The organism is Nitrosopumilus cobalaminigenes (genome assembly GCF_013407145.1).
Classification (GTDB): domain Archaea; phylum Thermoproteota; class Nitrososphaeria; order Nitrososphaerales; family Nitrosopumilaceae; genus Nitrosopumilus; species Nitrosopumilus cobalaminigenes.
In genome coordinates, this window is the sequence record NZ_CP026993.1 from 1,498,814 (window position 1) to 1,519,385 (window position 20,572).

At 30.9% G+C, this 20,572-nt stretch carries 28 protein-coding genes and 2 tRNA genes; 15 read left to right on the forward strand and 15 right to left on the reverse strand.

The annotated features are described in order from the left end of the window. Positions 1-36: 36 nt before the first annotated feature. Positions 37-1,101, forward strand: a complete 1,065-nt coding sequence (locus C5F47_RS09205) for a sn-glycerol-1-phosphate dehydrogenase (protein ID WP_179360770.1) — start codon at positions 37-39, stop codon at positions 1,099-1,101. Here C5F47_RS09205 and C5F47_RS09210 read toward each other — a convergent pair. From C5F47_RS09210 to C5F47_RS09220, 3 genes are read right to left on the reverse strand one after another with little or no spacing between them, the layout of a single operon-like run. After that, positions 1,098-1,844, reverse strand: a complete 747-nt coding sequence (locus C5F47_RS09210; RefSeq protein ID WP_179360771.1) for a peptidylprolyl isomerase — start codon at positions 1,842-1,844, stop codon at positions 1,098-1,100. The genes C5F47_RS09205 and C5F47_RS09210 overlap by 4 nt on opposite strands. 41 nt (positions 1,845-1,885) lie before the next feature. Then, positions 1,886-3,031 carry a pyridoxal-phosphate-dependent aminotransferase family protein gene (locus tag C5F47_RS09215; protein WP_179360772.1) on the reverse strand — a complete coding sequence of 382 codons (1,146 nt, stop codon included), beginning with the start codon at positions 3,029-3,031 and terminating at the stop codon, positions 1,886-1,888. 39 nt (positions 3,032-3,070) lie between these two features. Next, positions 3,071-3,565 (reverse strand): nicotinamide-nucleotide adenylyltransferase, encoded by a 495-nt coding sequence (locus tag C5F47_RS09220; RefSeq protein ID WP_179360773.1) that lies wholly within the window; start codon positions 3,563-3,565, stop codon positions 3,071-3,073. 61 nt (positions 3,566-3,626) lie between these two features. Here C5F47_RS09220 and rtcA point away from each other — a divergent pair, with 61 nt between their 5' ends. Beyond that, a complete protein-coding gene (rtcA, locus tag C5F47_RS09225) occupies positions 3,627-4,649 on the forward strand; it encodes an RNA 3'-terminal phosphate cyclase (protein WP_179360774.1) in 1,023 nt (340 codons plus the stop codon). Here rtcA and C5F47_RS09230 read toward each other — a convergent pair. Continuing rightward, entirely contained in the window at positions 4,629-5,126 is a 498-nt protein-coding gene (locus C5F47_RS09230; protein WP_179360775.1) for a CopD family protein, read from the reverse strand. The genes rtcA and C5F47_RS09230 overlap by 21 nt on opposite strands. A gap of 81 nt (positions 5,127-5,207) precedes the next feature. Here C5F47_RS09230 and C5F47_RS09235 point away from each other — a divergent pair, with 81 nt between their 5' ends. Further along, complete coding sequence (locus C5F47_RS09235; RefSeq protein WP_179360776.1) at positions 5,208-5,702, forward strand: hypothetical protein; 495 nt, start codon at positions 5,208-5,210, stop codon at positions 5,700-5,702. Positions 5,703-5,710: 8 nt separating this feature from the next. Here C5F47_RS09235 and C5F47_RS09240 read toward each other — a convergent pair. Beyond that, positions 5,711-5,784: transfer RNA gene (locus C5F47_RS09240), tRNA-Val, on the reverse strand. A gap of 69 nt (positions 5,785-5,853) precedes the next feature. Between C5F47_RS09240 and bluB the strand changes: the two genes are divergently transcribed. The 3 genes from bluB (at position 5,854) to C5F47_RS09255 (ending at position 7,263) form a co-directional block, all read left to right on the forward strand. Further along, entirely contained in the window at positions 5,854-6,564 is a 711-nt protein-coding gene (bluB, locus tag C5F47_RS09245; protein WP_179360777.1) for a 5,6-dimethylbenzimidazole synthase, read from the forward strand. Positions 6,565-6,588: 24 nt separating this feature from the next. Then, positions 6,589-6,681, forward strand: a tRNA-Arg gene (locus C5F47_RS09250). A gap of 51 nt (positions 6,682-6,732) precedes the next feature. Next, on the forward strand, positions 6,733-7,263 hold the full coding sequence (locus C5F47_RS09255) for an NADPH-dependent FMN reductase (RefSeq protein WP_179360778.1): 531 nt from the start codon (positions 6,733-6,735) through the stop codon (positions 7,261-7,263). 645 nt (positions 7,264-7,908) lie between these two features. Here C5F47_RS09255 and C5F47_RS09260 read toward each other — a convergent pair. After that, positions 7,909-8,385, reverse strand: a complete 477-nt coding sequence (locus C5F47_RS09260) for a coiled-coil domain-containing protein (RefSeq protein ID WP_179360779.1) — start codon at positions 8,383-8,385, stop codon at positions 7,909-7,911. An 82-nt stretch (positions 8,386-8,467) separates the two neighbouring features. Then, positions 8,468-8,701 carry a hypothetical protein gene (locus C5F47_RS09265; protein ID WP_179360780.1) on the reverse strand — a complete coding sequence of 78 codons (234 nt, stop codon included), beginning with the start codon at positions 8,699-8,701 and terminating at the stop codon, positions 8,468-8,470. 246 nt (positions 8,702-8,947) lie between these two features. On the opposite strand from C5F47_RS09265, the gene C5F47_RS09270 reads away from it, so the two are divergent. Both C5F47_RS09270 and C5F47_RS09275 read left to right on the forward strand, forming a co-directional pair. Then, positions 8,948-9,424 carry a peptidylprolyl isomerase gene (locus tag C5F47_RS09270; RefSeq protein ID WP_179360781.1) on the forward strand — a complete coding sequence of 159 codons (477 nt, stop codon included), beginning with the start codon at positions 8,948-8,950 and terminating at the stop codon, positions 9,422-9,424. Then, complete coding sequence (locus C5F47_RS09275) at positions 9,425-10,321, forward strand: hypothetical protein (RefSeq protein ID WP_179360782.1); 897 nt, start codon at positions 9,425-9,427, stop codon at positions 10,319-10,321. Here C5F47_RS09275 and C5F47_RS09280 read toward each other — a convergent pair. Next, positions 10,308-10,463 carry a hypothetical protein gene (locus C5F47_RS09280; protein WP_179360783.1) on the reverse strand — a complete coding sequence of 52 codons (156 nt, stop codon included), beginning with the start codon at positions 10,461-10,463 and terminating at the stop codon, positions 10,308-10,310. The two genes, C5F47_RS09275 and C5F47_RS09280, sit on opposite strands and share 14 nt — an antisense overlap. Positions 10,464-10,511: 48 nt before the next feature. On the opposite strand from C5F47_RS09280, the gene C5F47_RS09285 reads away from it, so the two are divergent. After that, the gene (locus C5F47_RS09285) at positions 10,512-10,703 is read left to right on the forward strand and encodes a hypothetical protein (protein WP_179360784.1); all 192 of its coding nucleotides are present in this window, start codon (positions 10,512-10,514) and stop codon (positions 10,701-10,703) included. On the opposite strand, the gene C5F47_RS09290 is transcribed toward C5F47_RS09285, so the two are convergent. Further along, positions 10,696-11,181 carry a hypothetical protein gene (locus C5F47_RS09290; protein ID WP_179360785.1) on the reverse strand — a complete coding sequence of 162 codons (486 nt, stop codon included), beginning with the start codon at positions 11,179-11,181 and terminating at the stop codon, positions 10,696-10,698. The genes C5F47_RS09285 and C5F47_RS09290 overlap by 8 nt on opposite strands. A 130-nt stretch (positions 11,182-11,311) precedes the next feature. On the opposite strand from C5F47_RS09290, the gene C5F47_RS09295 reads away from it, so the two are divergent. The 3 genes from C5F47_RS09295 to C5F47_RS09305 are packed head-to-tail and all read left to right on the forward strand — an operon-like array spanning position 11,312 to position 13,056. Next, a complete protein-coding gene (locus C5F47_RS09295) occupies positions 11,312-11,761 on the forward strand; it encodes a hypothetical protein (protein WP_179360786.1) in 450 nt (149 codons plus the stop codon). Positions 11,762-11,772: 11 nt separating this feature from the next. Beyond that, complete coding sequence (locus tag C5F47_RS09300) at positions 11,773-12,666, forward strand: PfkB family carbohydrate kinase (protein ID WP_179360787.1); 894 nt, start codon at positions 11,773-11,775, stop codon at positions 12,664-12,666. Positions 12,667-12,705: 39 nt separating this feature from the next. Then, a complete protein-coding gene (locus C5F47_RS09305; protein WP_179360788.1) occupies positions 12,706-13,056 on the forward strand; it encodes a dUTPase in 351 nt (116 codons plus the stop codon). Positions 13,057-13,061: 5 nt separating this feature from the next. Here C5F47_RS09305 and C5F47_RS09310 read toward each other — a convergent pair whose 3' ends face one another. Further along, positions 13,062-13,529, reverse strand: a complete 468-nt coding sequence (locus tag C5F47_RS09310) for a tetrahydromethanopterin S-methyltransferase subunit A (RefSeq protein ID WP_179360789.1) — start codon at positions 13,527-13,529, stop codon at positions 13,062-13,064. Further along, positions 13,526-14,611, reverse strand: a complete 1,086-nt coding sequence (locus C5F47_RS09315) for a DegT/DnrJ/EryC1/StrS family aminotransferase (RefSeq protein ID WP_179360790.1) — start codon at positions 14,609-14,611, stop codon at positions 13,526-13,528. The genes C5F47_RS09310 and C5F47_RS09315 overlap by 4 nt, the downstream gene beginning before the upstream one ends. 79 nt (positions 14,612-14,690) lie before the next feature. On the opposite strand from C5F47_RS09315, the gene C5F47_RS09320 reads away from it, so the two are divergent. Then, positions 14,691-15,254, forward strand: coding sequence for a hypothetical protein (locus tag C5F47_RS09320; RefSeq protein ID WP_179360791.1), 564 nt, complete (start codon positions 14,691-14,693; stop codon positions 15,252-15,254). A 45-nt stretch (positions 15,255-15,299) separates the two neighbouring features. Next, complete coding sequence (locus tag C5F47_RS09325; protein ID WP_179360792.1) at positions 15,300-15,488, forward strand: C2H2-type zinc finger protein; 189 nt, start codon at positions 15,300-15,302, stop codon at positions 15,486-15,488. Positions 15,489-15,491: 3 nt separating this feature from the next. On the opposite strand, the gene C5F47_RS09330 is transcribed toward C5F47_RS09325, so the two are convergent. After that, positions 15,492-15,701 (reverse strand): hypothetical protein, encoded by a 210-nt coding sequence (locus C5F47_RS09330; protein WP_179360793.1) that lies wholly within the window; start codon positions 15,699-15,701, stop codon positions 15,492-15,494. A 94-nt stretch (positions 15,702-15,795) separates the two neighbouring features. On the opposite strand from C5F47_RS09330, the gene C5F47_RS09335 reads away from it, so the two are divergent. After that, positions 15,796-16,842, forward strand: coding sequence for a tyrosine--tRNA ligase (locus tag C5F47_RS09335; RefSeq protein ID WP_179360794.1), 1,047 nt, complete (start codon positions 15,796-15,798; stop codon positions 16,840-16,842). Here C5F47_RS09335 and cobJ read toward each other — a convergent pair. Genes cobJ through C5F47_RS09350 form a run of 3 tightly spaced genes read right to left on the reverse strand, consistent with a single transcriptional unit; the run spans position 16,839 to position 20,571 of the window. Next, on the reverse strand, positions 16,839-17,633 hold the full coding sequence (gene cobJ, locus C5F47_RS09340) for a precorrin-3B C(17)-methyltransferase (protein WP_179360795.1): 795 nt from the start codon (positions 17,631-17,633) through the stop codon (positions 16,839-16,841). The two genes, C5F47_RS09335 and cobJ, sit on opposite strands and share 4 nt — an antisense overlap. A 47-nt stretch (positions 17,634-17,680) precedes the next feature. Next, a complete protein-coding gene (locus tag C5F47_RS09345; protein WP_179360796.1) occupies positions 17,681-19,144 on the reverse strand; it encodes a DUF7482 domain-containing protein in 1,464 nt (487 codons plus the stop codon). Positions 19,145-19,167: 23 nt separating this feature from the next. Beyond that, positions 19,168-20,571, reverse strand: a complete 1,404-nt coding sequence (locus tag C5F47_RS09350) for an aspartate kinase (protein ID WP_179360797.1) — start codon at positions 20,569-20,571, stop codon at positions 19,168-19,170. Position 20,572 lies beyond the last annotated feature (1 nt).

The following is a 20,572-nucleotide window of genomic DNA, read 5'->3' on the forward strand; positions in this document are numbered from 1 at the left end:
TTTAAATAACTTTTTGATCCCTTGAAATCATAAATAATGATAAAAAATCAAGATCGCATGCAATCACACAGAATGGAATTACCTAGGCTCATTGAGATTGGAGAAAGAAACATCAATGATTTTGGAAAATTTCTAATTTCATTAAACAAACCAAAAAAAGTATCTTTAATTGCAGGAACAAATGTTCAAAAAATTTTAAAGAAGAAAATTGAAAATTCATTAAAAACAAAAAAAATTCAATTTATTTGGCATACATCAATAGATAATCAAATAAAATCATTAAATCAAATCCAAAAAGACGTTAAAAAAGATAATTCTGATTTAATTGCAGGTATTGGTGGAGGTCGTTCTGTAGACACTGCTAAATTGATTTCTTATAATTTAGGTAAACCGTTTGTTAGTCTTCCAACTGCTGCATCTCATGACGGAATGGCTAGTCCATTTGTATCAGTAAAAAGTGATAAGCCGCATTCTATTGTAGCAACTGCTCCTATGGGAGTTTTTGTAGATATTGATATTATTAAAAAGGCCCCAGCAAAGTTGCTGGCAAGTGGTTGTGGAGATCTTATTGCCAATATTACAGCAGTAAAAGATTGGCAATTAGGTCATAAGAAGAAAAAAGAGTACTATGGCAGATATGCAGCAGATTTAGCCTTGATGAGTGCAGAAATTGTTATGGAAAATTCTTCTGAATTTGCTAAAAAAGGATTAGATGCAAGAGTGATTGTAGAAGGTTTGATCAGTGCAGGTGTAGCATCATGTATTGCTGGAAGTAGTAGACCATGTTCTGGTGCAGAGCACCTAGTTTCTCATGCACTTGACAAACTTGCTCCGGGAATAGGACTGCATGGAGAAAAATGTGGATTAGGATCTATAATGATTGCTAAGCTACAAGGAAAAGATTGGAAAAAAATTGTAAAGACATTAAAAAATGTAGGAGCACCAACTACTGCAAAACAAATAGGTCTTAAACCAGATGTAATAGTTGAAGCTTTAATGATTGCACAAGATCTTAGACCAGAAAGATATACAATTTTAAAAGAAATTAAAATGACTGAGAAAATAGCAAAAAATCTTGCAAAGAGTACTAGTGTAATTTAAGCGGTTTTTTGTTCAGGAGCTTTTTCTTTTGCTTCAGGTTTCTTTTCCTGAGCTTGTTTGTTGACATGTGTTTCAACAAAACTCACTTTTTCTAAAGTAGGAACAAATTTGAAAATATCAAGTTGGATAAAATGTTTCATGATTTGTAAACCATCAGCACGTAAAATTTCTTCAGGAATTATGACACTTGCTTCTTTATCTTTCAAATCAAATGCTATCTTTGTATCTTCTACAGGTAATCTATTTTTTAGAATTCCATCTACTTTATCACTTGGAGAATCTAGTGATTTGAGAACATTAACATCAAACAAAATTGTTTTTCCTGCATATCTATGATTATAATCTACTTGTACTCTACCAGATCCAATAAAACGAATAATTCCTCTTTTATTATCAACTTCAATTGTATCACCTACTGAAACTTTCTCTGCATCTTCTCCTAATTTTCTAATAGGAATCATTCTGACTTTTCCAGAATCTCTTTCACCAAAACCTTTGTCTGGTGTTACTTCAACTGTGAGTTTATCACCAACTGCAGTTTTTGCAAGTGCTTCATCAAGTCCTTTTAGAACAGGATAAGAAACTTCACCTATAGAAACTAGTTTTGGTTGATACTTGACATTTTGTTCATGAATAGAATGTTTTTTTGCATCTTCTTCAATTGTAGTATCAAAAATTTCTTCAGTATCTTTTACCTTTGCAGTATAATCTACTAGAATTAATGATCCTTTATCAAATGTCAATGTGATCGGTCTCGAATTTCCTTATATTAAGTTAACAGGGTTTAGAGAGCTTTGAGTTTTTCTTCTGCAGTTTTAAGACCTGCTTGAGCATCAACTTCATATCCCATCATTGATAGTGTAGCTGAGATTGCTGAAATAGTTCTCATTACATGATATGGACTAACTTCTCCCATACATCCAACTCTGAATACTTTTCCTTTAAGATTTCCAAATCCGCCAGCAACTAGTACTTTGAATTTGTCAGCTAGTGTACTTCTAAAAGTTTTGTCTTCAAGTCCATCCAAGTAATTTAATGCAACAATAGAGATTGAACGATCTTCTTCTTTTGCAAATGGAGAAAGACCCATTGCACTTAGTCCAGCGTATAATGAATCAGAACAAACTTTATGACGTTTAAAGACATTTTGTAGTCCTTCTTCTAACATTACAGATAATGCTTCTCTATATGCATACATCAATGGCAATGCTGGTGTGAAAGGAGTATGTTTTTCCTCATCATAATATTTGAAATATCTTGCTAAATTGAAGTAATGCGTTGGTGGAGGATTTTCAATCATGTATTTTTTAGCTTTTGCACTAACAGACACTGGAGAAATTCCAGGAGGTGCTGCAATTGCTTTTTGAGAACCAGTTAAACATACGTCAATATTCCATTTATCAACTTGAAGGTCAGCACCGCCAAGTAATGAAACTGAATCTACTACATAGAATGCATCATTTCTGGAAGTCAAGTCAGATACTTTATCAAGATAATTTACCATTGTTCCTGTAGAAGTTTCATTGTGAACAACATAGAATGCTTTTACATCTTTATTGTTATCAAATGCTTCTTTAATTTGATCAAAAGTTGCATTTTCTCCAGGCGGAGTTTGAAGTTTGATTACATTTGCACCTTGACCTTCAATTAATTGTGATAATCTAGTACTAAATTCACCATTTACGGGAATGATTACTTTGTCACCTTTCTTAACTACATTAACTACTCCTGCTTCAACAGCACCTGTTCCTGATGCAGATAATGCTACAATATCATTTTGTGTTTGAAATACTTGCTGAGTTTTATCAACAACATCAGTGTATAATTGAACAAAATCATCACTTCTGTGATTGATAATTGGTGCTAACATTGCCCTCATTACTCTATTTGGTACATTTGTTGGACCAGGAAGCATTGAAAGATATTCCATGTGTTATCTAACACCAGTTATTTCGGGGTTTATTTATAATTAGAGATTTTTCAAATGTTGTTTGGCATTAGTCTTTTCTAAAAAATTTCTTGTTCCATTAGGTACTAGATCATCCCATTTTTGATCGCGAATTATCAGATCGCGAATATTGGTTCCAGATAGAGATTCTCTATTTAGAAAAGGAATTGCAAGGACTTGGATATTTCTTTTAGAATACAGATGTTTTGTCAAATCATCATTTGAAAAAATAATGTCAAATTTTGGTACAATAGTATCTATTTTTTCAATCCATCGAATATGATTATCTACATCTGGAATAAAATAAATTGAAATTTTCTCTTTCATCGAATCATCAATAGAAGATAGAATCATTTCTTTTCGTTGTTCTGCAGTAAATGGATTTTCTTTTTCTACAGGTTTGTTTGAACTACCCAAGCCTACCCATAATTTATCAACTTTAGATAATGCAAATTGTAATGCTTCAAGATGACCCAAGTGAAAGGGCTGAAATCTTCCTATCAAAAGACCATTCATACCAACTATAGAAAATTTCTTTTTAAAAAACTATCATAAAGAGTAGTAATTAGAAGAAAATATGGATTTTCTAAAAATTAATGGAGGTCATGGAGAAGGAGGCGGGCAGATAATTCGTTCTGCAATTGTAACTTCTTGTATTACAAAAAAACCAATTCATTTAGAAAATATTAGAAAGAATAGAAAAATTTCAGGATTAAGACCACAACATCTTACTGCTATTACTATTCTTCAAAAAGTTGCAAATGCTAAAGTAATTGGAGCAGAAATAGGATCAACTGAAATAAAATTTATTCCAGGTACAATTGAAAATTTAGATTTAATTGAAGATGTAGGAACAGCTGGAAGTATTCCTTTAATTTTACAAGTTTTAGTTCCCGTAGTTGCAATATCAAAAAAACAACTTAATTTAAAAATTAAAGGTGGAACAGATGTACTTTGGAGCCCAACTATAGACTATACTCAACATGTACTAAAAAATGCATATTCGAAAATGGGAATTAATTTTTCACTTGAATTAATTAAACGCGGTTATTATCCTAAGGGCGGTGGTGAAATTACATTAAAAGTAATTCCATCAGATGTTAAATCGATAACATTTTCTAAAAGAAAAACAAATAATGTAAAATTAATTTGTTCATATTCAAAATTAGCAAAACAAGAAATTGAAAATGGAATAAAGAAAATTGTCAAAAAATTATCTGATGCAAATTTTATTGTGAATACAGAAATAAAATTAGAAAATGCAGATGATTCAGGAGCATCCTTACTAATTTACAGTATTGATGAAAACTCCATAATAGGAATTGATGCTTTGTATAATAAAAAAACACAAAAATTTGATTTAGAAGTTGAAAAATTTATTCAGAGTTATTCTATTGATGAGAATTTAGCAGACATGCTTGTAGTTCCTGCTAGTTTAGGTTCAGGAAAAACAATTTTCCAAGTGAAAGAAATTACAAAACATTTAGAAACCAATTTGTTTGTTACATCAAAAATTACTGGTTGCAAATATGGAATTGGTAAGACAAGTTATGGTTTTGATGTAATTATAGATGGCATATCAAACACCAGCGTCAAGTAAAGATGCAAAAAATAGAATGGCAATAGATAGAACAACAGTAATTTCTCCAAGAATGATAATTTTTTTCCTTAATTTTTGGATTTCAGGTTCTGGCATTTGATTAGACATGATTTTTTCTTCAACATCTTTACGAATAACTCTAACATGAATAGCATATGTAACAATTAATGCAATCACAAGAACAATTTTGATAATTAAAAATGTCCCGTAACTAGTAGATACTAAAAGATCAGGTTTGCTGAGTAGAGCATGTGAAGTATACAAACCTGTTACCATTAAAATTATCAATGACGGTACAGCAATTTTGTTAAATCTCTTACCAACACGAATCATTATTTGCATTCGTTCTTCAATAGAGCTTGTCATTGTTTTCAAAAGTGGAGAAAATACAATTCCAATGAATAATGAACCACCAACCCAAATTGCAGCTGCAACAAGATGAATCCAAGTGATAATTGCCTGTTCTATAGCAGCCATAGTTTATGATATTTTAAATCAAATATTATGTATTTGGATCTTACCAACCTTTTTTAGTTGTACAAATATGGAATTATTGAAATGGCACTTCAAAGTAAATTGATAGTTTATCTGGCAATAGTTGGAGTTTTAGCATTAATGGGAGGAATTATTTTCTATGCTAGTCTTGATAATGATGAACTTGCTTTAATTGAAGTTGAACTAACAAATGTGAAATTATTAGATGTAAACACAGTAGATAATCAAGCAAAGTTTGAAGTTACATTTTTGATAACAAACCCAAGTGATAAAACATTAACAGTTTCACAAATAGATTTTCAACTATATGGTAATGATGAATTGTTAGGTACTGGAATATATTCTACAGCAGACATAGCATTACCTGGTAGAGCATTATTTGTTTCAGGTGCAGAAATTCCATTGAAAAATATATTTGTTCTAAGTAAATCTGAAATAAACTCAGAAGTTTATGAGGATGCAATAAATGAAAGATTAACAAGTTTTTCTGCTGAAGGAAAAATTATCACTCAAACTTCCTGGAGTGAAACTGAGAAAGACTTCAAGACAGGTTATTAATTAAAAAGTGGGCCTAATGAGATTCGAACTCATGATCACCGCCATGTCGAGGCGGTATCCTAACCAGCTAGACTACAGGCCCATTGAAAAATAAATCAAATAATTGACATTATTAACGTTTAACAAAAGAAAGAATTGAGGTACAAAAGAGATGACAGAAGATTTTACTGAAGAAGAAAAAAGAGGTTTCTATAAGGCAATTTATTCAAGAAGGGATGTAAGATCTCATTTTACCTCAAGACCAATAGAAGATGGGATTTTATCAAAAATTCTTAACGCAGCACATCATGCACCATCTGTAGGATTTTCTCAACCATGGAATTTTATTTTAATTAAAGATCAAGATACTAAAAAGAAAATAAAAGAATCTTTTGAGGAGGAAAAAAATCGTTCATCGCAATTAGTGGAAGAACCAAAGAAATCAAAATATCTTTCATTCAAACTAGAAGGCATTTTAGAATCACCAGTAAATCTTTGTGTAACATATGATCCTACAAAATTTGGACCATTTGTAATTGGTCGTTCCAGTATTCCTGAAGCTGGGCTTTACAGTGTTTGTTGTGCAATTCAGAATCTATGGTTATCAGCTAGAACAGAAGGAGTTGGTCTAGGGTGGGTAAGTATTCTATCTAATGACACATTAAAAGAAACTTTAGATTTACCAGAACATGTAATCCCTGTCGCCTACTTGTGTTTAGGATATGTAGATGAATTTGCAGAAAAACCAGATCTTGAAACTAAAGGATGGTTACCAAGACTAGAATTGAAAGATGTAGTTTACTTTGAAAAATGGAATGATAAAGAAAATAAAAACTGGGAGAAAATCCAAAACATGATTAAAGATAATCTTGACTACGCTTAAATAATTAAGAATGTTTTTTTTGCTGGGCTTGTAGCGCAGAGTCAATTTGACGCGCAACATGGATAGCGCAGTAGCCTCCTAAGTTACAGGTCGAGGGATCGAAGCCCTCCAAGCCCGTTTAATTTTTGATTCATGGAAATTTAAATACAAAGACAAATGGTTGAAGTTATGAAAATTGTTGTAATATCTGGTAGTCCAAGAAAAAATGCAAATACGCAAATTATAATGAAATATGTTTATGAATATGCTAAATTAAAAAATCAAGATATAAAATTTATCAATCTTTCAGAGGATGATATTGAATGTTATAAAGGATATGATGTAGAATACAATGAAGCTACTAAGACGGCTGCCAAAGAAATTATGGATGCAGATGTTTGGCTAATAGGAACACCAATCTATAATTCATTTTTTAGTTCGGCGTTAAAAAATTTGTTTGAATATGTAGATTATAAAAAAACTGCAGGAAAAGTAGCAGGAATGATAATTTTAGCTGCAGGAGACATTGGTTTTATCAATGTCCAAAATCTAGTAACACAATTGTTGTCATATTTCAGAGTAATAACAAATCCAAAGGCAGTATTTTTAACTACAAAATCACTCACTGAAAATTCTATTACAGATGAAGATGTGCAAATTAGATTAAAAGAAATGGTAGATGAGACTCTAGAACTTGCTACTAAATTGCACCAAGATTAGTGTCTAGATAAACTATGTAGATTTTTACTGTATAGTGACCCTCAAAATTGGCCTCAATATCACTATGATTATAATTTGAAACTCTAAATCTGTATTAGTAAGAGTCATCTTCATTTACATTAGTTTGAGCAAAGTGTGTTGTTTCTTGATTATTTCCTGATACAGATTATGATTATCAAATATTTAGATTATTACAGGGTTAATCAAAACATGATTTTCTATTGTTTCTTCAATAAAATCCCATGAAAAATTATTCTTATGTGAAATATTCATTTGGATTATTGATTTTTGGATTCCTATAGAATTGTTTATGAGAATGATTTTATTTTCTAAATCAATTGATGTTGCAAATGAATTAGAATTTGAAAAGTTTCCAATTAACAATATAATAGCAATGATACTAGCAAATACGATATCATTGACATTAGATTAAAATTCTAATTTTTGAATAAATTTTTTATTCCAAATCTATATTATCAAACTGCAAAAGTCAAATATTATCACATTCTAGTAGTAATACTGTTGACTGTAAAACAAGATCCTACCGAATTATGTTCATGTAAATGTCATTTTGGTGGTGCAGTGAGTTGTCCTGGATGTAAAGAAAATCATGGCGAAATATGTTGCCATTGTGATGATTAAGATCTATTTACTCTTAGTTGTTCTTTTAGAAGCTAGCATTTTGAGATTAGCTAGTTCAGTTTTTAGTGATTCAATTTGAACAAGAGTTTCTAGATTTGAAATTTCTTGGTTTAATCTTTCAATTTCACTGTCTTTTAGCTTAACAGTTTCTTTCACATTACTTAGTTCAAGAGATAATTCATTTTGAATTTGTTTTATTTCTGAAAGACTTACTTGAGAACCTGAAGTTGTAGTTTGAATTGTTTGTGTATTACTCAAGCTTTTTTTTTCAGCATGTGTTGGTGCGTGATTATGCATGTAATCAGTACTTCTTTGAGATATCCAACATGTGAAAGTCAAGAACCATGTGATTGGAACTGCCATAATGAACACGAAATTTAGGATTGGTGCAAAGTCAACAAAGTAAGGCCAAAGTCCAGTCAATACTGCTGCAAAAACTCCAGTTACTAATGTGGCTAAATGGTTACCAACGTATCCCATAATTATTTGAAAATTTCATTATTTATAATAGTAATGCTAAAAATCACAAAATAATAGAATTAAAAAGAAAAAAGAGCCGAATTTATTCGTCTTCTTCAGTGGTAGCAACAGTTGCTTTTGGCATATCTGATTGTAAGATTTGGATTTTTTGCAATAGTTCAGTTCTTAGATCTCTTGCAACTCTTCTTACAGTTGGTCTTGGAACTCCAAGTTCATCAACTACTTTGGTGTAGATATCCTGCTTGTCGGTTACCCCTTTGTCAAGATAAGAATTAATCGCTTCTTTAATTATCGTGCTTTGGTTTGTACGATTCAACGAATACTGAATTTTATTTGTTCTATATAAGACTATAACTTTTGGAATTTCAAAATTGTCTTATTGAATAAATTCACATTGTATTATGAATTATAAAAATAAAATTTACAAAGTCTACAACAATTAATTTTCTAACGAAAAACGTACTGATCGTTATGGATTTTTCAATATTGTGAAAATATCTAGAGAATTTTTCTAAGTCATTTTCGCAAAAGACTATTAAGATGTATTTGTAGATTCATCCTATTGGCTACAGTAAATATTGAAACCAATTTAGGAAAAATTTCATTTAATCTTCTACCTGAATTAGCTCCAGAGACTGTAAGAAATTTTGAAAAATTAGCAAAAGATGGATTTTATGATGGAACTCTTTTCCACAGAGTCATTCCTGGATTTATGATTCAAGGTGGGGATCCAAATACAAAAACTGACAATAAAGGTTCATGGGGAATGGGTGGACCAGGATATAATATCAAAGCTGAGTTTAATTCCAGATCTCATCTTAGAGGCATAGTTTCTATGGCTAGATCACAGGATCCAGATAGTGCAGGTTCACAATTTTTCATTGTTACCTCAGATAGTGCATTTTTAGATAGACAATATACAGTATTTGGTGAAGTTACAGAAGGAATGGATGTTGCAGATAAGATTGTAAATCTTGACAGAGATGGCAATGACTGTCCATTAGAAAAAACACAAATGATTCGTGTAACTGTGGAATAAATGAACTCAAAAATTATTACTAGTTTTCTAATATTGTCAGTAATTCTAATCATACCACAAGTATACGCACAATCAGAACCAATTCCCGAAGTTAATCAAAAATCAGTACAAGTAACAATTGAAAGTGATGGAAATGTTAGTGTATTACATCAAATTAGAGATACAAATGATTCAAGAGAACTAAAATTTGTTGATGGAACAGTCTCTAATGTAGAATTCATAGATAAATTGGGAAGATATGAAGCAGTTGAAATTACACCAGGTGCAAAATCAATTGTTATCTTACCAAATCAAGGAGAAATGTTTGTAAAATATGATCTTGATGATGCATTAATTCTAAAAAACAATATTTGGTCGTTAGATTTTAGATATCTAGAAACAACAACGTTTGTGGTTCCAGAGGAAGTGAAATTATTATTTGCAAATGAAAGACCTGTTTTTTTAGAAAGTAAAAATGCGTTTACATGTCATGGATGTCAGATGCTTTTAGAATATTCAATTAATGAACCAATAAAAATTCAAACCGTGGAATGGGAAAATCAAAAATTTGTAGTTGAAATGATTACATTTGCAGAAATAGAAAACTTTCAATTTAGTCAACCTACAAAAGAAATTAGTTTCAATGTAAATCAAAGTGATCAATTTGTCACTACAGTAATTCCACTAGAATTATTGTGGGGACCATATGCAGTTTTTCTAAATGATGAAAAAACATTTTTCCATGAATATGTCAATAATGGAACTCATGTTTGGGTAAACATGAAACCTGATACTACAGGTAAAATTTCAATTATTGGTACCACTGTTGTACCTGAATTTCCAATTATTGCACCATTAGCTATAGGATTTTTGATAATTATGATGGTTCCCTTAATAAGAAAATTTAATCTCCGCTAGACCCACAAGAGCAAAAACCATATTCATCTATTCTAACATTACAAACTGCACATTTTTCTCCATAGTCTACTTCCCAAGGTTCCTTTCCAAAAAGTTTGAAATGATCATCAATTTCTATCGGAATTTCTCTTTTCTTTTCCAATGATTTGTATAGTCATTTCAACTATACATACATTATCGGAGAATAGTCATGAAAATTGAATGTGGTTGTCATTGTATAAAATGCAAAAGTACAGATCTAGAATCAAATCGAATTGGACAAATTGAAAAAGATGGATATTTTGACATGCATCATACATGTAATCAATGCAAGACACATTTTGATCATCTAGATGGACAAGTATTTTCAAAATGTGAAAAGTGCAGTTATTTTTCTAGTTAGCAATTAATTCTTCTTGAACAAAATAATGAGTTCTATTTTCTTCAGAATTTTTCATAATTTCTTTGTTTGATGCCATTTTTGCTAATGCTTTTGATACATCTAATGGACTGGCTGCCCAACCATATTCTCTAAGTTGTTGAACAGTTTCAGTTACTGTTCTTGGAGAATCAAAAAACTTGCTTGTTTCTAAAATTCTTAATTTTGATTTAATTTCATGAGATGTGATGTATTTTGGTTCATTGAATTCTGGTTCATATGCTTCTGCATCATCTAAATATTCTAATCCAAATTGTGCTGGTTGCTCAACTTGAGATGGTTTTTGGATACTTTCAGATTCATAAACTATTTTTGCTTGATTTTCAGGTAAATGATTTGATAAGTTATCAATGATTTCGCCTAATGTTTGATTATCCACATAGAAATCTCTAGAGTCAACCTCAATTTCATTTTCACCTATTTTGAGTTTAATTCTAGCCATTGACAAATAATCATTTAATTTTGATTTATTCTGTTAGCTCTAAGGAGCTTTAAGATTAGATCAAAACTTTTACACAATTTATTGGGATTTTTTTCTCTTCAGGTTAAATGTAAATTTGTAAAAACTAGTCATGGAATCATCTAAGAAAGCAGGCGTAATTGTTCTGTTTATACTTGGGATGAGTATTTTTGGATATTCACAGTACGCCTCTGCATCTCAAATTGGAGTGAGTATTAGTCAAAGTGAATTATTAGATGAAAATGATGTAGGTTCAAACTATAATGTAGAATTACAATTTGATAACCCCTCATTACTATTTCTTTCAGCAGGTGAAACTGAATTTTTTGTAATTTCTAATGATGAAATTATTGGAAAAGGTAACTTGGAATCATTTACTTTACAACCATTAGATAGTAGTTTTGTCAAAGGTACTTTCCATACCGATGTTAATTCAGATGAAGCACAATCGGTAAAAATTTCAGGTGTAACAAAATATGATATGTTAATTACATCTATTGATGTTCCATTTGTATACTATCCAACAGAAGAACAAGCAAGAGAATTTATACATCAAAATTAATTTCTCATCAAATGCTTACTGTTTTTGGTTCTACAGCACTAGATACAATTAGAACTCCAAAAAAAACATTAAAGAATGTTCTAGGAGGAGCTGCTACATTTGCAGCAATTTCAGCTAGTAATTTTGTAGATACTGGATTAATTGCAGTGGTTGGGAAAGATTTTCCAAAACCACATCATAGTACATTATCAAAATATCTTGATTTACAAGGATTGACAATCAAAGATGGGAAAACATTTCGTTATGATGGAAAATATGATAATACACTCAGTACAAGATCTACATTAAAAACTGAATTAAATGTTCTTGAAGATTTTAAAGCAACTGTTCCTGAAGCTTATAAAAAATCTCAGTTTGTATATCTGGCAAATAATGATCCAGAACAAAATACGTCATTGATTAAAGAGTTTGATAAAGTAAAATTTTCTATGTGTGATACAATAGACTTTTGGATTTCTACAAAACGTGAGGCAGTAATTAAAATGATCAAAGCAGTTGATGCAGTTGTAATTAATGATGAAGAGGCTAAACTTCTAACTAAAGAATTCAATTTGATAAAATGTGCAAAAAAAATGATGCAATGGGGTGCAAAATACGTTATAATCAAAAAAGGTGAACATGGTTCATTGATGTTTTATGATGATGTAATTTTTCCTACTGCAGGATTTTCACTAGAAGATGTCGTGGATCCTACTGGGGCAGGAGATTCATTTGCAGGAGCAATGATAGGATATCTTGCAAGTAAAAAATCTACTAAAATCTCAGATATTAAAAAAGCAGTTGTTTATGGAAATGTCTTAGGATCATTTGCAGTTGAGAGATATGGGTTAGATGGTTTACTAAAAATAAAAAATGGCGACATTGCAAAACGTGTAAAAATATATGAAAAAATGATTCGTTTCTAAAAAGACTTAAGTTTAATAATTTTCCAAAATAATTCATCATTGTCACAAGAAACATCTGAAAAAGATCGATTAGATACAATATTCAAACTTCAACAAGGTCTATCAGACATGATGAAATTAGATAGATACCCAAAAGATACTGAAGGAAGAGTTTCTGCATTATGTACAGCAATAATGCACGAAGCAGTTGAACTACAAAGAACAACCAACTGGAAATGGTGGAAAACTCCAGTTGAGTTTAACGAAGCTGAAGCTAGAGAGGAATTAATTGATATTTGGCATTTTGTTGTACAAGCATCTTTGGAACTAAAACTTACGCCTGATGATATTTTAGATGAATATAAAAAGAAAAATGAGATAAATCGTGAAAGACAGAGAACTGGATATTAAAAAATCTAAATTTGCTCTAAAATTAATTTAAAATCAGTTTGATTTATCATGTTTACAAGTTTTATATTTTCTTGAAAATATTTTATTTCTGATTTAGATACTGTAAGATAAGGATCTGGACTAGTGGAATTAATTATTTTATTATTTTGATCAACACCATTTTTGTGTAATTCAAATAAAGAATGACCAGATTTATGCCCCCAAACCTCTTTTCCACAAACAATGATTGAATTAACTTGGGGATTTTTATTTACATATTTGATAATAGAATCAATTCCTTTATTTTCTGACAATAGACGTCCTACAATTGATATTTCATTAAGAATTTTAGAATTTGCAAAATTTTTCAATAAATCTATGCTTGAAAGTGTACAGATTGCCACTGAAGATTTTGAATTACCAAGGTAAAATTCTTCATTGATAGGTAAAATGGCCTTACATAATTCACCAATAGCCTCACCTATTGCATTCATAATATTTCATGCATTGTTTTAGCAATAAATTCAATATTTTTTTGAGTTACACCTGGATGAATCGGTAAAGAGAGCACATGAGTAGATGCCCAATCAGTAACAGGAAGTTTTGTTTTTAATTTGTAAAATGGAGTTTTATGAATTGGTGTTGGATAGTATGCTGCTGCACCAATTCCTTTTTCATTTAATTTTTTTAATAATTTATTGCGTTTATCTGACGAAACTGTATAAAGATACCAATTTACATTTTCATTTTTTCTTTCAATAGGTAATTCAACTTTAAGATCAGAAATTAATTTTGTTAAAAATTTGGCATTGTTCCTTCTAGATTTTAAAAATTTGGGAAGTTTTTTCATCTGTACGGTTGCAATTGCAGCATTAATTTCTGGTAATCGTAAATTCAAACCAAATATTCTAGTATCATATCCATGTACCATTCCATGATTTCTAATCATCAATAGTTTATCACGAAGATTTTTGTTATTAGTTACAATAAAACCTCCTTCACCTGCAGTCATGACCTTAGCAGGATACATACTATAACATCCCATCTCAAAGAAAGTTCCAGTGTGTTTTCCTTTGTAAGTCGAACCCAAAGATTGAGCAGAATCTTCAATTATAGGAATATTATATTTTTTAGAAATTTCAGATAATCTTTCAATAATTGCAACATTTCCATAAAGATGAACTGGGATTATAGCACGAGTTTTTTTAGTAATTTTTTTTTCCAAATCTTCAGGATCAATAGTAAAATTTTCTTTTAAGATATCAACAAAAATTGGTTTTGCTCCAGTTGAAACAACCGCATTTGCAGTTGCTACAAATGTAAAAGAAGGAACTAAAACTTCATCACCCTTGTGGATATCAAGAGCATAAAGGGCTGCTTGTAAAGCTGCAGTGCCAGAATTCACTGCAATAGTATATTTCGAGTTTACAAAAGATGCTGCAGATCTTTCAAAATCTTGGACATGTTTTCCTCCTAAATTGGCAGATGATGTTAATGCACCATTTTTTAGAATAGATGTGACTGCAGATATCTCCTCCTTGCCTACAAGAGGAATGTTAATTGCAATTTTCAACATTATTCCTGTTTATAACTAGTCTATAAATCTCAGCAAAGAAACATGAATTTTTATATTTCAAAATTTGGCAAACGGCATCATGAAGCCGCGTCATTTAGAAAAATCAGATTCAGGCTACAAAGTCTATCTATACATTTTCTATATTTGCGGTTTCATAATGGCAGCATCATTAGTTTTTGGTGTATATGTTACTATGATAGAATGGTTAGAAAATGGAACTTATGTTATGGGTGAAGCTATTCATAATACAACAATTCCATTTGAAAATTTTGCTAGAGTATCAACTTGGATATTTTTCTCAACAATAATTGGTTGGTATTGTGTTACTAGAATAGGATGGAAAAGAACTGCAGGTGATAAAATTATTGGTACAAGAATGGCATTACTTCAATTGATGTTACTAAGTTTTTCAATTATTACACTCTATGAAGTATTATACAATTTTACTGTGTTAAATGCACAAATGACCGCAGGGATAATAGATGGAATGGTTCCAGATATTGATAAATTATCAGTGGCGTATCCAGATCCAGATAGACCATGGAATTTAGTTTTTGCAACCAAAGTATTTCTTGCAGCATTTATCATTAGTACTCATGCATTTTATCTCAGTATAAAACCTAGAAAAAGTCTTGATGAATAATAGATTTTAAAAAAACTATTTCTACTTTGTTTGATTTACAGTACTATGGGCTTATTTGGTTCTAACAAAAACGAATTAAAATGTAAAAAATGTGGAACAGTTCTACCTGATTCTGATAGATTAAAAAAACATCAAGAAAAAGCCCATAACAAGAAAAAGGAAAAATGCAGAGCTTGTGGTGCTGAATTTGATTATTCTGAAGATCTAAGAAAACATAAGAAGAATTGTAAATAAAATTTATTCAGATAATCCAGATTCATATTTTGGTTGTCTTCTCAGAGCTTTTTCAATTGAATCTAAATTTTTAATCTCATTTTTTGAATTCAATGATAAAGTTTGTATCATTTCTGAGCCTAATTGAACTGATTGTTCAGGTAATGTTTCAAGAAATTTTTCAAGGCCTTTTTTATAATTTGCAATTAATTCTAATCCCTCTTCAAGAGTCATAAACAATCTATAGATATCTAGTATTCAAACCTTCTATGTTCAAAAGAAAATTTTGAATAACTTTATACGTTTACTTCTCAAAAGTTGTTTTGATTTGGATATTACAGAAAAAGTAGATTTGATTATGAAACCACCAACTGAGGAAGTAGTAACACAAGAAGAATTAATAGAATTATTCAAAACAAATTCATCACCAAATCACTATATTGGTTTAGAGATTTCTGGATTCCTACATCTTGGCAGTCTGATAAGTACAGGTTTTAAAATTAATGATTTTGTAAAAGCAGGAGTAAAATGTAAAATATTTCTTGCAGATTGGCACACTCTGATTAATGATAAGCTAGGTGGAGATTGGGAAACAATTGAAAAAGTTTCAAAATATTATCAAGATGCTTTCAAATTAGTTTGTCCTGATGCTGAAATAATTCTTGGATCAAAATTATATGAAGAAAAAACTGAATACTGGTCTGAACTTGTTAAATTCACAAAACATATGTCAATTGCTAGAACTATGAGAACTCTAACAATTATGGGAAGATCAGAAGATGATAAAAAAATTGATGTTGCAAAGTTACTTTATCCTGCAATGCAAGCAGTTGATATTCATTCTTTAGATGTAGATATTGCGCATGCTGGAATGGATCAAAGAAAAATTCACATGCTTGTCAGAGAAATATTCCCAAAAATGAAATGGAAAGTTCCTGTTGCAGTTCATCATAAACTTTTACCAGGATTATCAAAGCCTGCAGATTCAAATAATGACAAAATAGTAGGAAAAATGAGTAAGTCAGATCCAAATTCAGGTGTGTTTATTCACAATACTGATGATGAAATTAAGAAAAAAATAAGCAAAGCATGGTGTGAAGAAGCTAATATAGAAAGTAATCCTCTACTTGAAATCTCAAGATCTGTAATCTTTCATGAATTTAATGAAATGAAAGTAGAAAGACCTGAAAAATTTGGTGGAAATGTATCCTATACTGATTATAATCAACTGGAAAAAGATTTTGCAGGAAAAAAACTACATCCAGGGGATTTGAAACAAACAGTCGGAAATTACTTGGTGGAAATAGTTTCTCCAATTAGAAATAAAATAAATCTTAGTGATGAATTGAGTGAGTCCATTAAGAAAAGTTTCTAAACTTTAAGATTAGGATTAGTTTGTTCTTCTAAATTATATTTTGATTTGTAACCTCTTGGATTAATCATCAAATCTTTGTAAGTATATGTAGATGAGTTTCCAACAATTACAGTACTAACCATGCCTAATTGTTCGGAATGATTAGGTAAATTTTCTAAATCAGTCATTACAATAGATTCAGATTCTCTAAATGCACCTTTAATGATTGCAACAGGTGTAGTTGGTTTTCTGTATTTTAAAAGAATTTTTCTTGTATCTTGTAATTGATGAGTTCTTTTTTGACTTGCAGGATTGTATATGACAAGTACAAAATCACCTTGTGCAGCTGCTTCAACTCTCTTTGAAATAACTTCCCATGGAACCAATAAATCACTCATACTTACAACTGCAAAATCACTCATCAGTGGTGAACCAATTATTGATGCACATGAATTAAGTGCTGATACGCCAGGAACAATTTCAACTTGTAAATCATCTTTAGGATTCCATCCAGATTCAGCAAGTGTTTCATAGATCAATCCTGCCATTCCATAAATTCCAGGATCACCACTTGAAACAAGTGAAACTATTTTTCCAGATTTAGCAAGATCAATACACTGGTGAGCTCTTTCAACTTCTTGAGTCATAGCATAACGATGAACAGTTTTACCTGCAATTAGATCTTGAACCAAATTAACATAAGTTTCATAACCTACAATTGTATCACTTTCGCCAATCACTTCTTTTGCTCGAAATGTCATATGATCATGATGGCCAGGTCCTACACCAACAATGTTTAGTTTACCAGTCAATTTTAAAAGAAATTTTTTTTCAAGTAATTTATCCGTTTAGTGAGATCTTATTGGAATGGATCTATAAAGGGACAATTCACTATATGATCACTGTTTGTTGGTCGTGCAATGCTTACTGATAGCATATCATCTGCTCGAAATGAATCAATATCAGATTTTGTTTCAAGAATTTTTGCAGATTCAGTATCATTCCATTCAACTAGATAAATTCTCCACATTGGACTATAGTTTTTGTCGCCAAGTGCAGCTGCAGCAATTCCGGGTTGAAATCCTAATGGACCAGAACCAATAATTCCATTTTTGAATTGGAATAAATCAACTGCTCCAGAATTAGCAATAAGATTAGCAGAACTTGGGGATGATACAACTCCCATTGATTCTGCAGGACCTGTAGGTGTTGCATCAGTAACGATATAGTAAATTGTTCTACCATCTGGACCCCATCCTCTATGAGCTACAAATGTTACAGTCATTTCTTCCTCATTAATTTCAGTTATTTGGCCACCACTGTATGACATTTCATCTGAAATTTCTTTATCAGAACGAACTATCATTTGTCCATCTGGCCAACTTATTTGAGGAGCGTTTAGTATTATTCCTGTTTCGTTGAATTCAATTCTACCACCTTCTTCAGCGACAATTACATCGTCAGCAGATGTAAATTCAATTTCTTTTTGTCCAACTTTCCATGTAACTTCAATTACAGAACTTAGTGCACTATATTCTGATTCTTGTGATGGTGTATTGGAAATAACTTCATTTTGAAATCCAAAAATTCCATCACCTTTGATTCCATTTTTAAAAATAAATAATTTTTGTAAAGTGTTTTCTGGAACATTTGCAAGTAATGGAGCAACTTCTACTTTCCATTCTTGTTTATCAGACATTATTTTTGCATAATCTTCATCACTACTATCAGTGATAATGTATAGAACTTGATTGCCTTCATAGATTCCTTTATGCATTGGAATTGTAGCTGGTACATTTGTTTTTGATAATAACGATGATGGTTCCTCTTTTTCTAATTCAATTTTTTGCATAATTACTTCTGTCGGTTGTCCTCTAATCCATCCATCAACACTTACAGTTGTAGTAAATTGTTTAGAATTAGGAGAATGCAATGCTACAGCAGCTCCTGTAAATTCAAATGATCCTGAATTTTTCTGTAGATCAATTAATGACAAACCATAAATTGTTTTTCCATCTACTGTCCAGGTAGGTTGACCTTTTGATTCTTGAGAACTAATTTCGTGTAAAACTACAATTTGTACAGGTTCACTAGAGGTAAATGTCATTGAGCCATCATATATTGTTCCTTCATTAGGAGATAGAATTAGTGCCAGTTGATGATTTTCATGTCCTTGACCTGGATCTTGAGAAGAAGTTATAGTTTCAGTAAAGTGTATTTTTTTTCTTGAACCTGCATCAACTAATTGATCAGATGTTGAAGATACAAAAATTATACCAATTGTAAAAATTCCAATTATTAACAAAGCTGGAAGTTTTTTCAATAAGTAATCTTGAGATTATTCCCTTAAATGATTTTGTCTAGTGCAAATTCATTATGTAATGCACGTACAGCTGCATTGGTATCAGAATTTTTTACAACAAATGCTAGATTAAGTTCAGAAGAACCTTGTGTAATCATTGATACATTTACTTTATTTTTCTCAATTGCACCAAAAACTTTCGAAGCAACACCCACAGTTCCTCTCATTCCTGATCCAATTAGTGCAATGATTGCAACATTTGTGGTAATATCTAATTTTTTGATAATCTTACCCAGTAATTCTAATTCTAATGCACTAACAGCTTTGTCAAGATCAGTGTTTTTGACTACAATTGTAATACTTGATTCAGATGGATTTTGTGAGATCATCATTACATTGATTCCAGCTTTTGCTAAAGTTGCAAATATTTTTGCTGCAGTTCCAGGAGTTCCAACCATACTACCTCCTTGGACATCAATTAATCCATTATTTCGTACATTACTGACACACTTTACAGTATTTTTTACAGCTGAGGATGTTGATGCTGAAACTAGAGTTCCTTCATTTTTGATATTGAAAGAATTTCTAATTTTCATTGGAATTTTCTTTGTGATTAGAGGCTCAAATGTTCGTGGATGTATTTGCTTTGCACCAAATAGAGCCATTTCAATTGCTTCAATGTATGATACTTCTTTGAGTAATTTTGCATTTTTTACAATTTTAGGATCTGCTGTCATCAATCCATCTACATCACTCATTAACCAAATCTCATCTGCTTTGATGCAAGAACCTACAATTGTTGCAGAATAATCTGAACCACCTCTACCAAAAGTAGTTACATGTCCATGTTGATCAGCACCTACAAATCCCCCTACAACAGGAATTGTTTTCTTTGAGAATAGAGCATCTACAGTTTTCGATACTCTTAATCTAGTTGTATCTATGAGTGGTTTTGATTCACCAAAGTTTGAATCAGTTACAATTCCTACTTCCTTTCCTGTAAGAGGAATTGATTTTTTTCCAGAGTCTGCAATTGCTGATGAAACTAATTTTATTGACAGCCTTTCTCCAAATGAAAATAAATAATCCATCGTTCTAGGAGTTACTTCGCCTAACAACACCATTCCATCAATTAGTGCAACAAGTTCATCAAAATCCTCATCGAATTTTGAAAGTAATTTTTTTCTTATGTCAGGTTTTTTGATTGTCTGTTTAGCTAATTGTTTATGTCTATTGGTAATTTTTGATGCAAGTTGTTCTGCTTTAGATTTGTTTTCTTTTTTTATTGATTCTGAAATTTCTATTAAATCATCTGTAGTACCACTAGTTGCAGAACATACTACAACAATTTGATGTTTCTTTGATAAATCATTGAGATGTTTAGCTACTGCTTGAATGTCTTTTGTGGCAGAAATTGATGTTCCACCATATTTTATTACAAGTCTCAAT

Excerpts from the sequence above, each read along its gene's own strand:
- C5F47_RS09315 (WP_179360790.1), bottom strand. The coding sequence starts at position 14,611 with ATGTTGAAAATTGCAATTAACATTCCTCTTGTAGGCAAGGAGGAGATA.
- C5F47_RS09230 (WP_179360775.1), bottom strand. The coding sequence starts at position 5,126 with ATGGCTGCTATAGAACAGGCAATTATCACTTGGATTCATCTTGTTGCA.
- C5F47_RS09320 (WP_179360791.1), top strand. The coding sequence starts at position 14,691 with ATGAAGCCGCGTCATTTAGAAAAATCAGATTCAGGCTACAAAGTCTAT.
- C5F47_RS09215 (WP_179360772.1), bottom strand. The coding sequence starts at position 3,031 with ATGGAATATCTTTCAATGCTTCCTGGTCCAACAAATGTACCAAATAGA.
- C5F47_RS09325 (WP_179360792.1), top strand. The coding sequence starts at position 15,300 with ATGGGCTTATTTGGTTCTAACAAAAACGAATTAAAATGTAAAAAATGT.
- C5F47_RS09295 (WP_179360786.1), top strand. The coding sequence starts at position 11,312 with ATGGAATCATCTAAGAAAGCAGGCGTAATTGTTCTGTTTATACTTGGG.
- rtcA (WP_179360774.1), top strand. The coding sequence starts at position 3,627 with ATGGATTTTCTAAAAATTAATGGAGGTCATGGAGAAGGAGGCGGGCAG.
- C5F47_RS09310 (WP_179360789.1), bottom strand. The coding sequence starts at position 13,529 with ATGAATGCAATAGGTGAGGCTATTGGTGAATTATGTAAGGCCATTTTA.
- C5F47_RS09275 (WP_179360782.1), top strand. The coding sequence starts at position 9,425 with ATGAACTCAAAAATTATTACTAGTTTTCTAATATTGTCAGTAATTCTA.
- C5F47_RS09300 (WP_179360787.1), top strand. The coding sequence starts at position 11,773 with ATGCTTACTGTTTTTGGTTCTACAGCACTAGATACAATTAGAACTCCA.
- C5F47_RS09290 (WP_179360785.1), bottom strand. The coding sequence starts at position 11,181 with ATGGCTAGAATTAAACTCAAAATAGGTGAAAATGAAATTGAGGTTGAC.
- bluB (WP_179360777.1), top strand. The coding sequence starts at position 5,854 with ATGACAGAAGATTTTACTGAAGAAGAAAAAAGAGGTTTCTATAAGGCA.
- C5F47_RS09205 (WP_179360770.1), top strand. The coding sequence starts at position 37 with ATGATAAAAAATCAAGATCGCATGCAATCACACAGAATGGAATTACCT.
- C5F47_RS09255 (WP_179360778.1), top strand. The coding sequence starts at position 6,733 with ATGAAAATTGTTGTAATATCTGGTAGTCCAAGAAAAAATGCAAATACG.
- C5F47_RS09285 (WP_179360784.1), top strand. The coding sequence starts at position 10,512 with ATGAAAATTGAATGTGGTTGTCATTGTATAAAATGCAAAAGTACAGAT.
- C5F47_RS09260 (WP_179360779.1), bottom strand. The coding sequence starts at position 8,385 with ATGGGATACGTTGGTAACCATTTAGCCACATTAGTAACTGGAGTTTTT.
- C5F47_RS09235 (WP_179360776.1), top strand. The coding sequence starts at position 5,208 with ATGGCACTTCAAAGTAAATTGATAGTTTATCTGGCAATAGTTGGAGTT.
- C5F47_RS09220 (WP_179360773.1), bottom strand. The coding sequence starts at position 3,565 with ATGAATGGTCTTTTGATAGGAAGATTTCAGCCCTTTCACTTGGGTCAT.
- C5F47_RS09330 (WP_179360793.1), bottom strand. The coding sequence starts at position 15,701 with ATGACTCTTGAAGAGGGATTAGAATTAATTGCAAATTATAAAAAAGGC.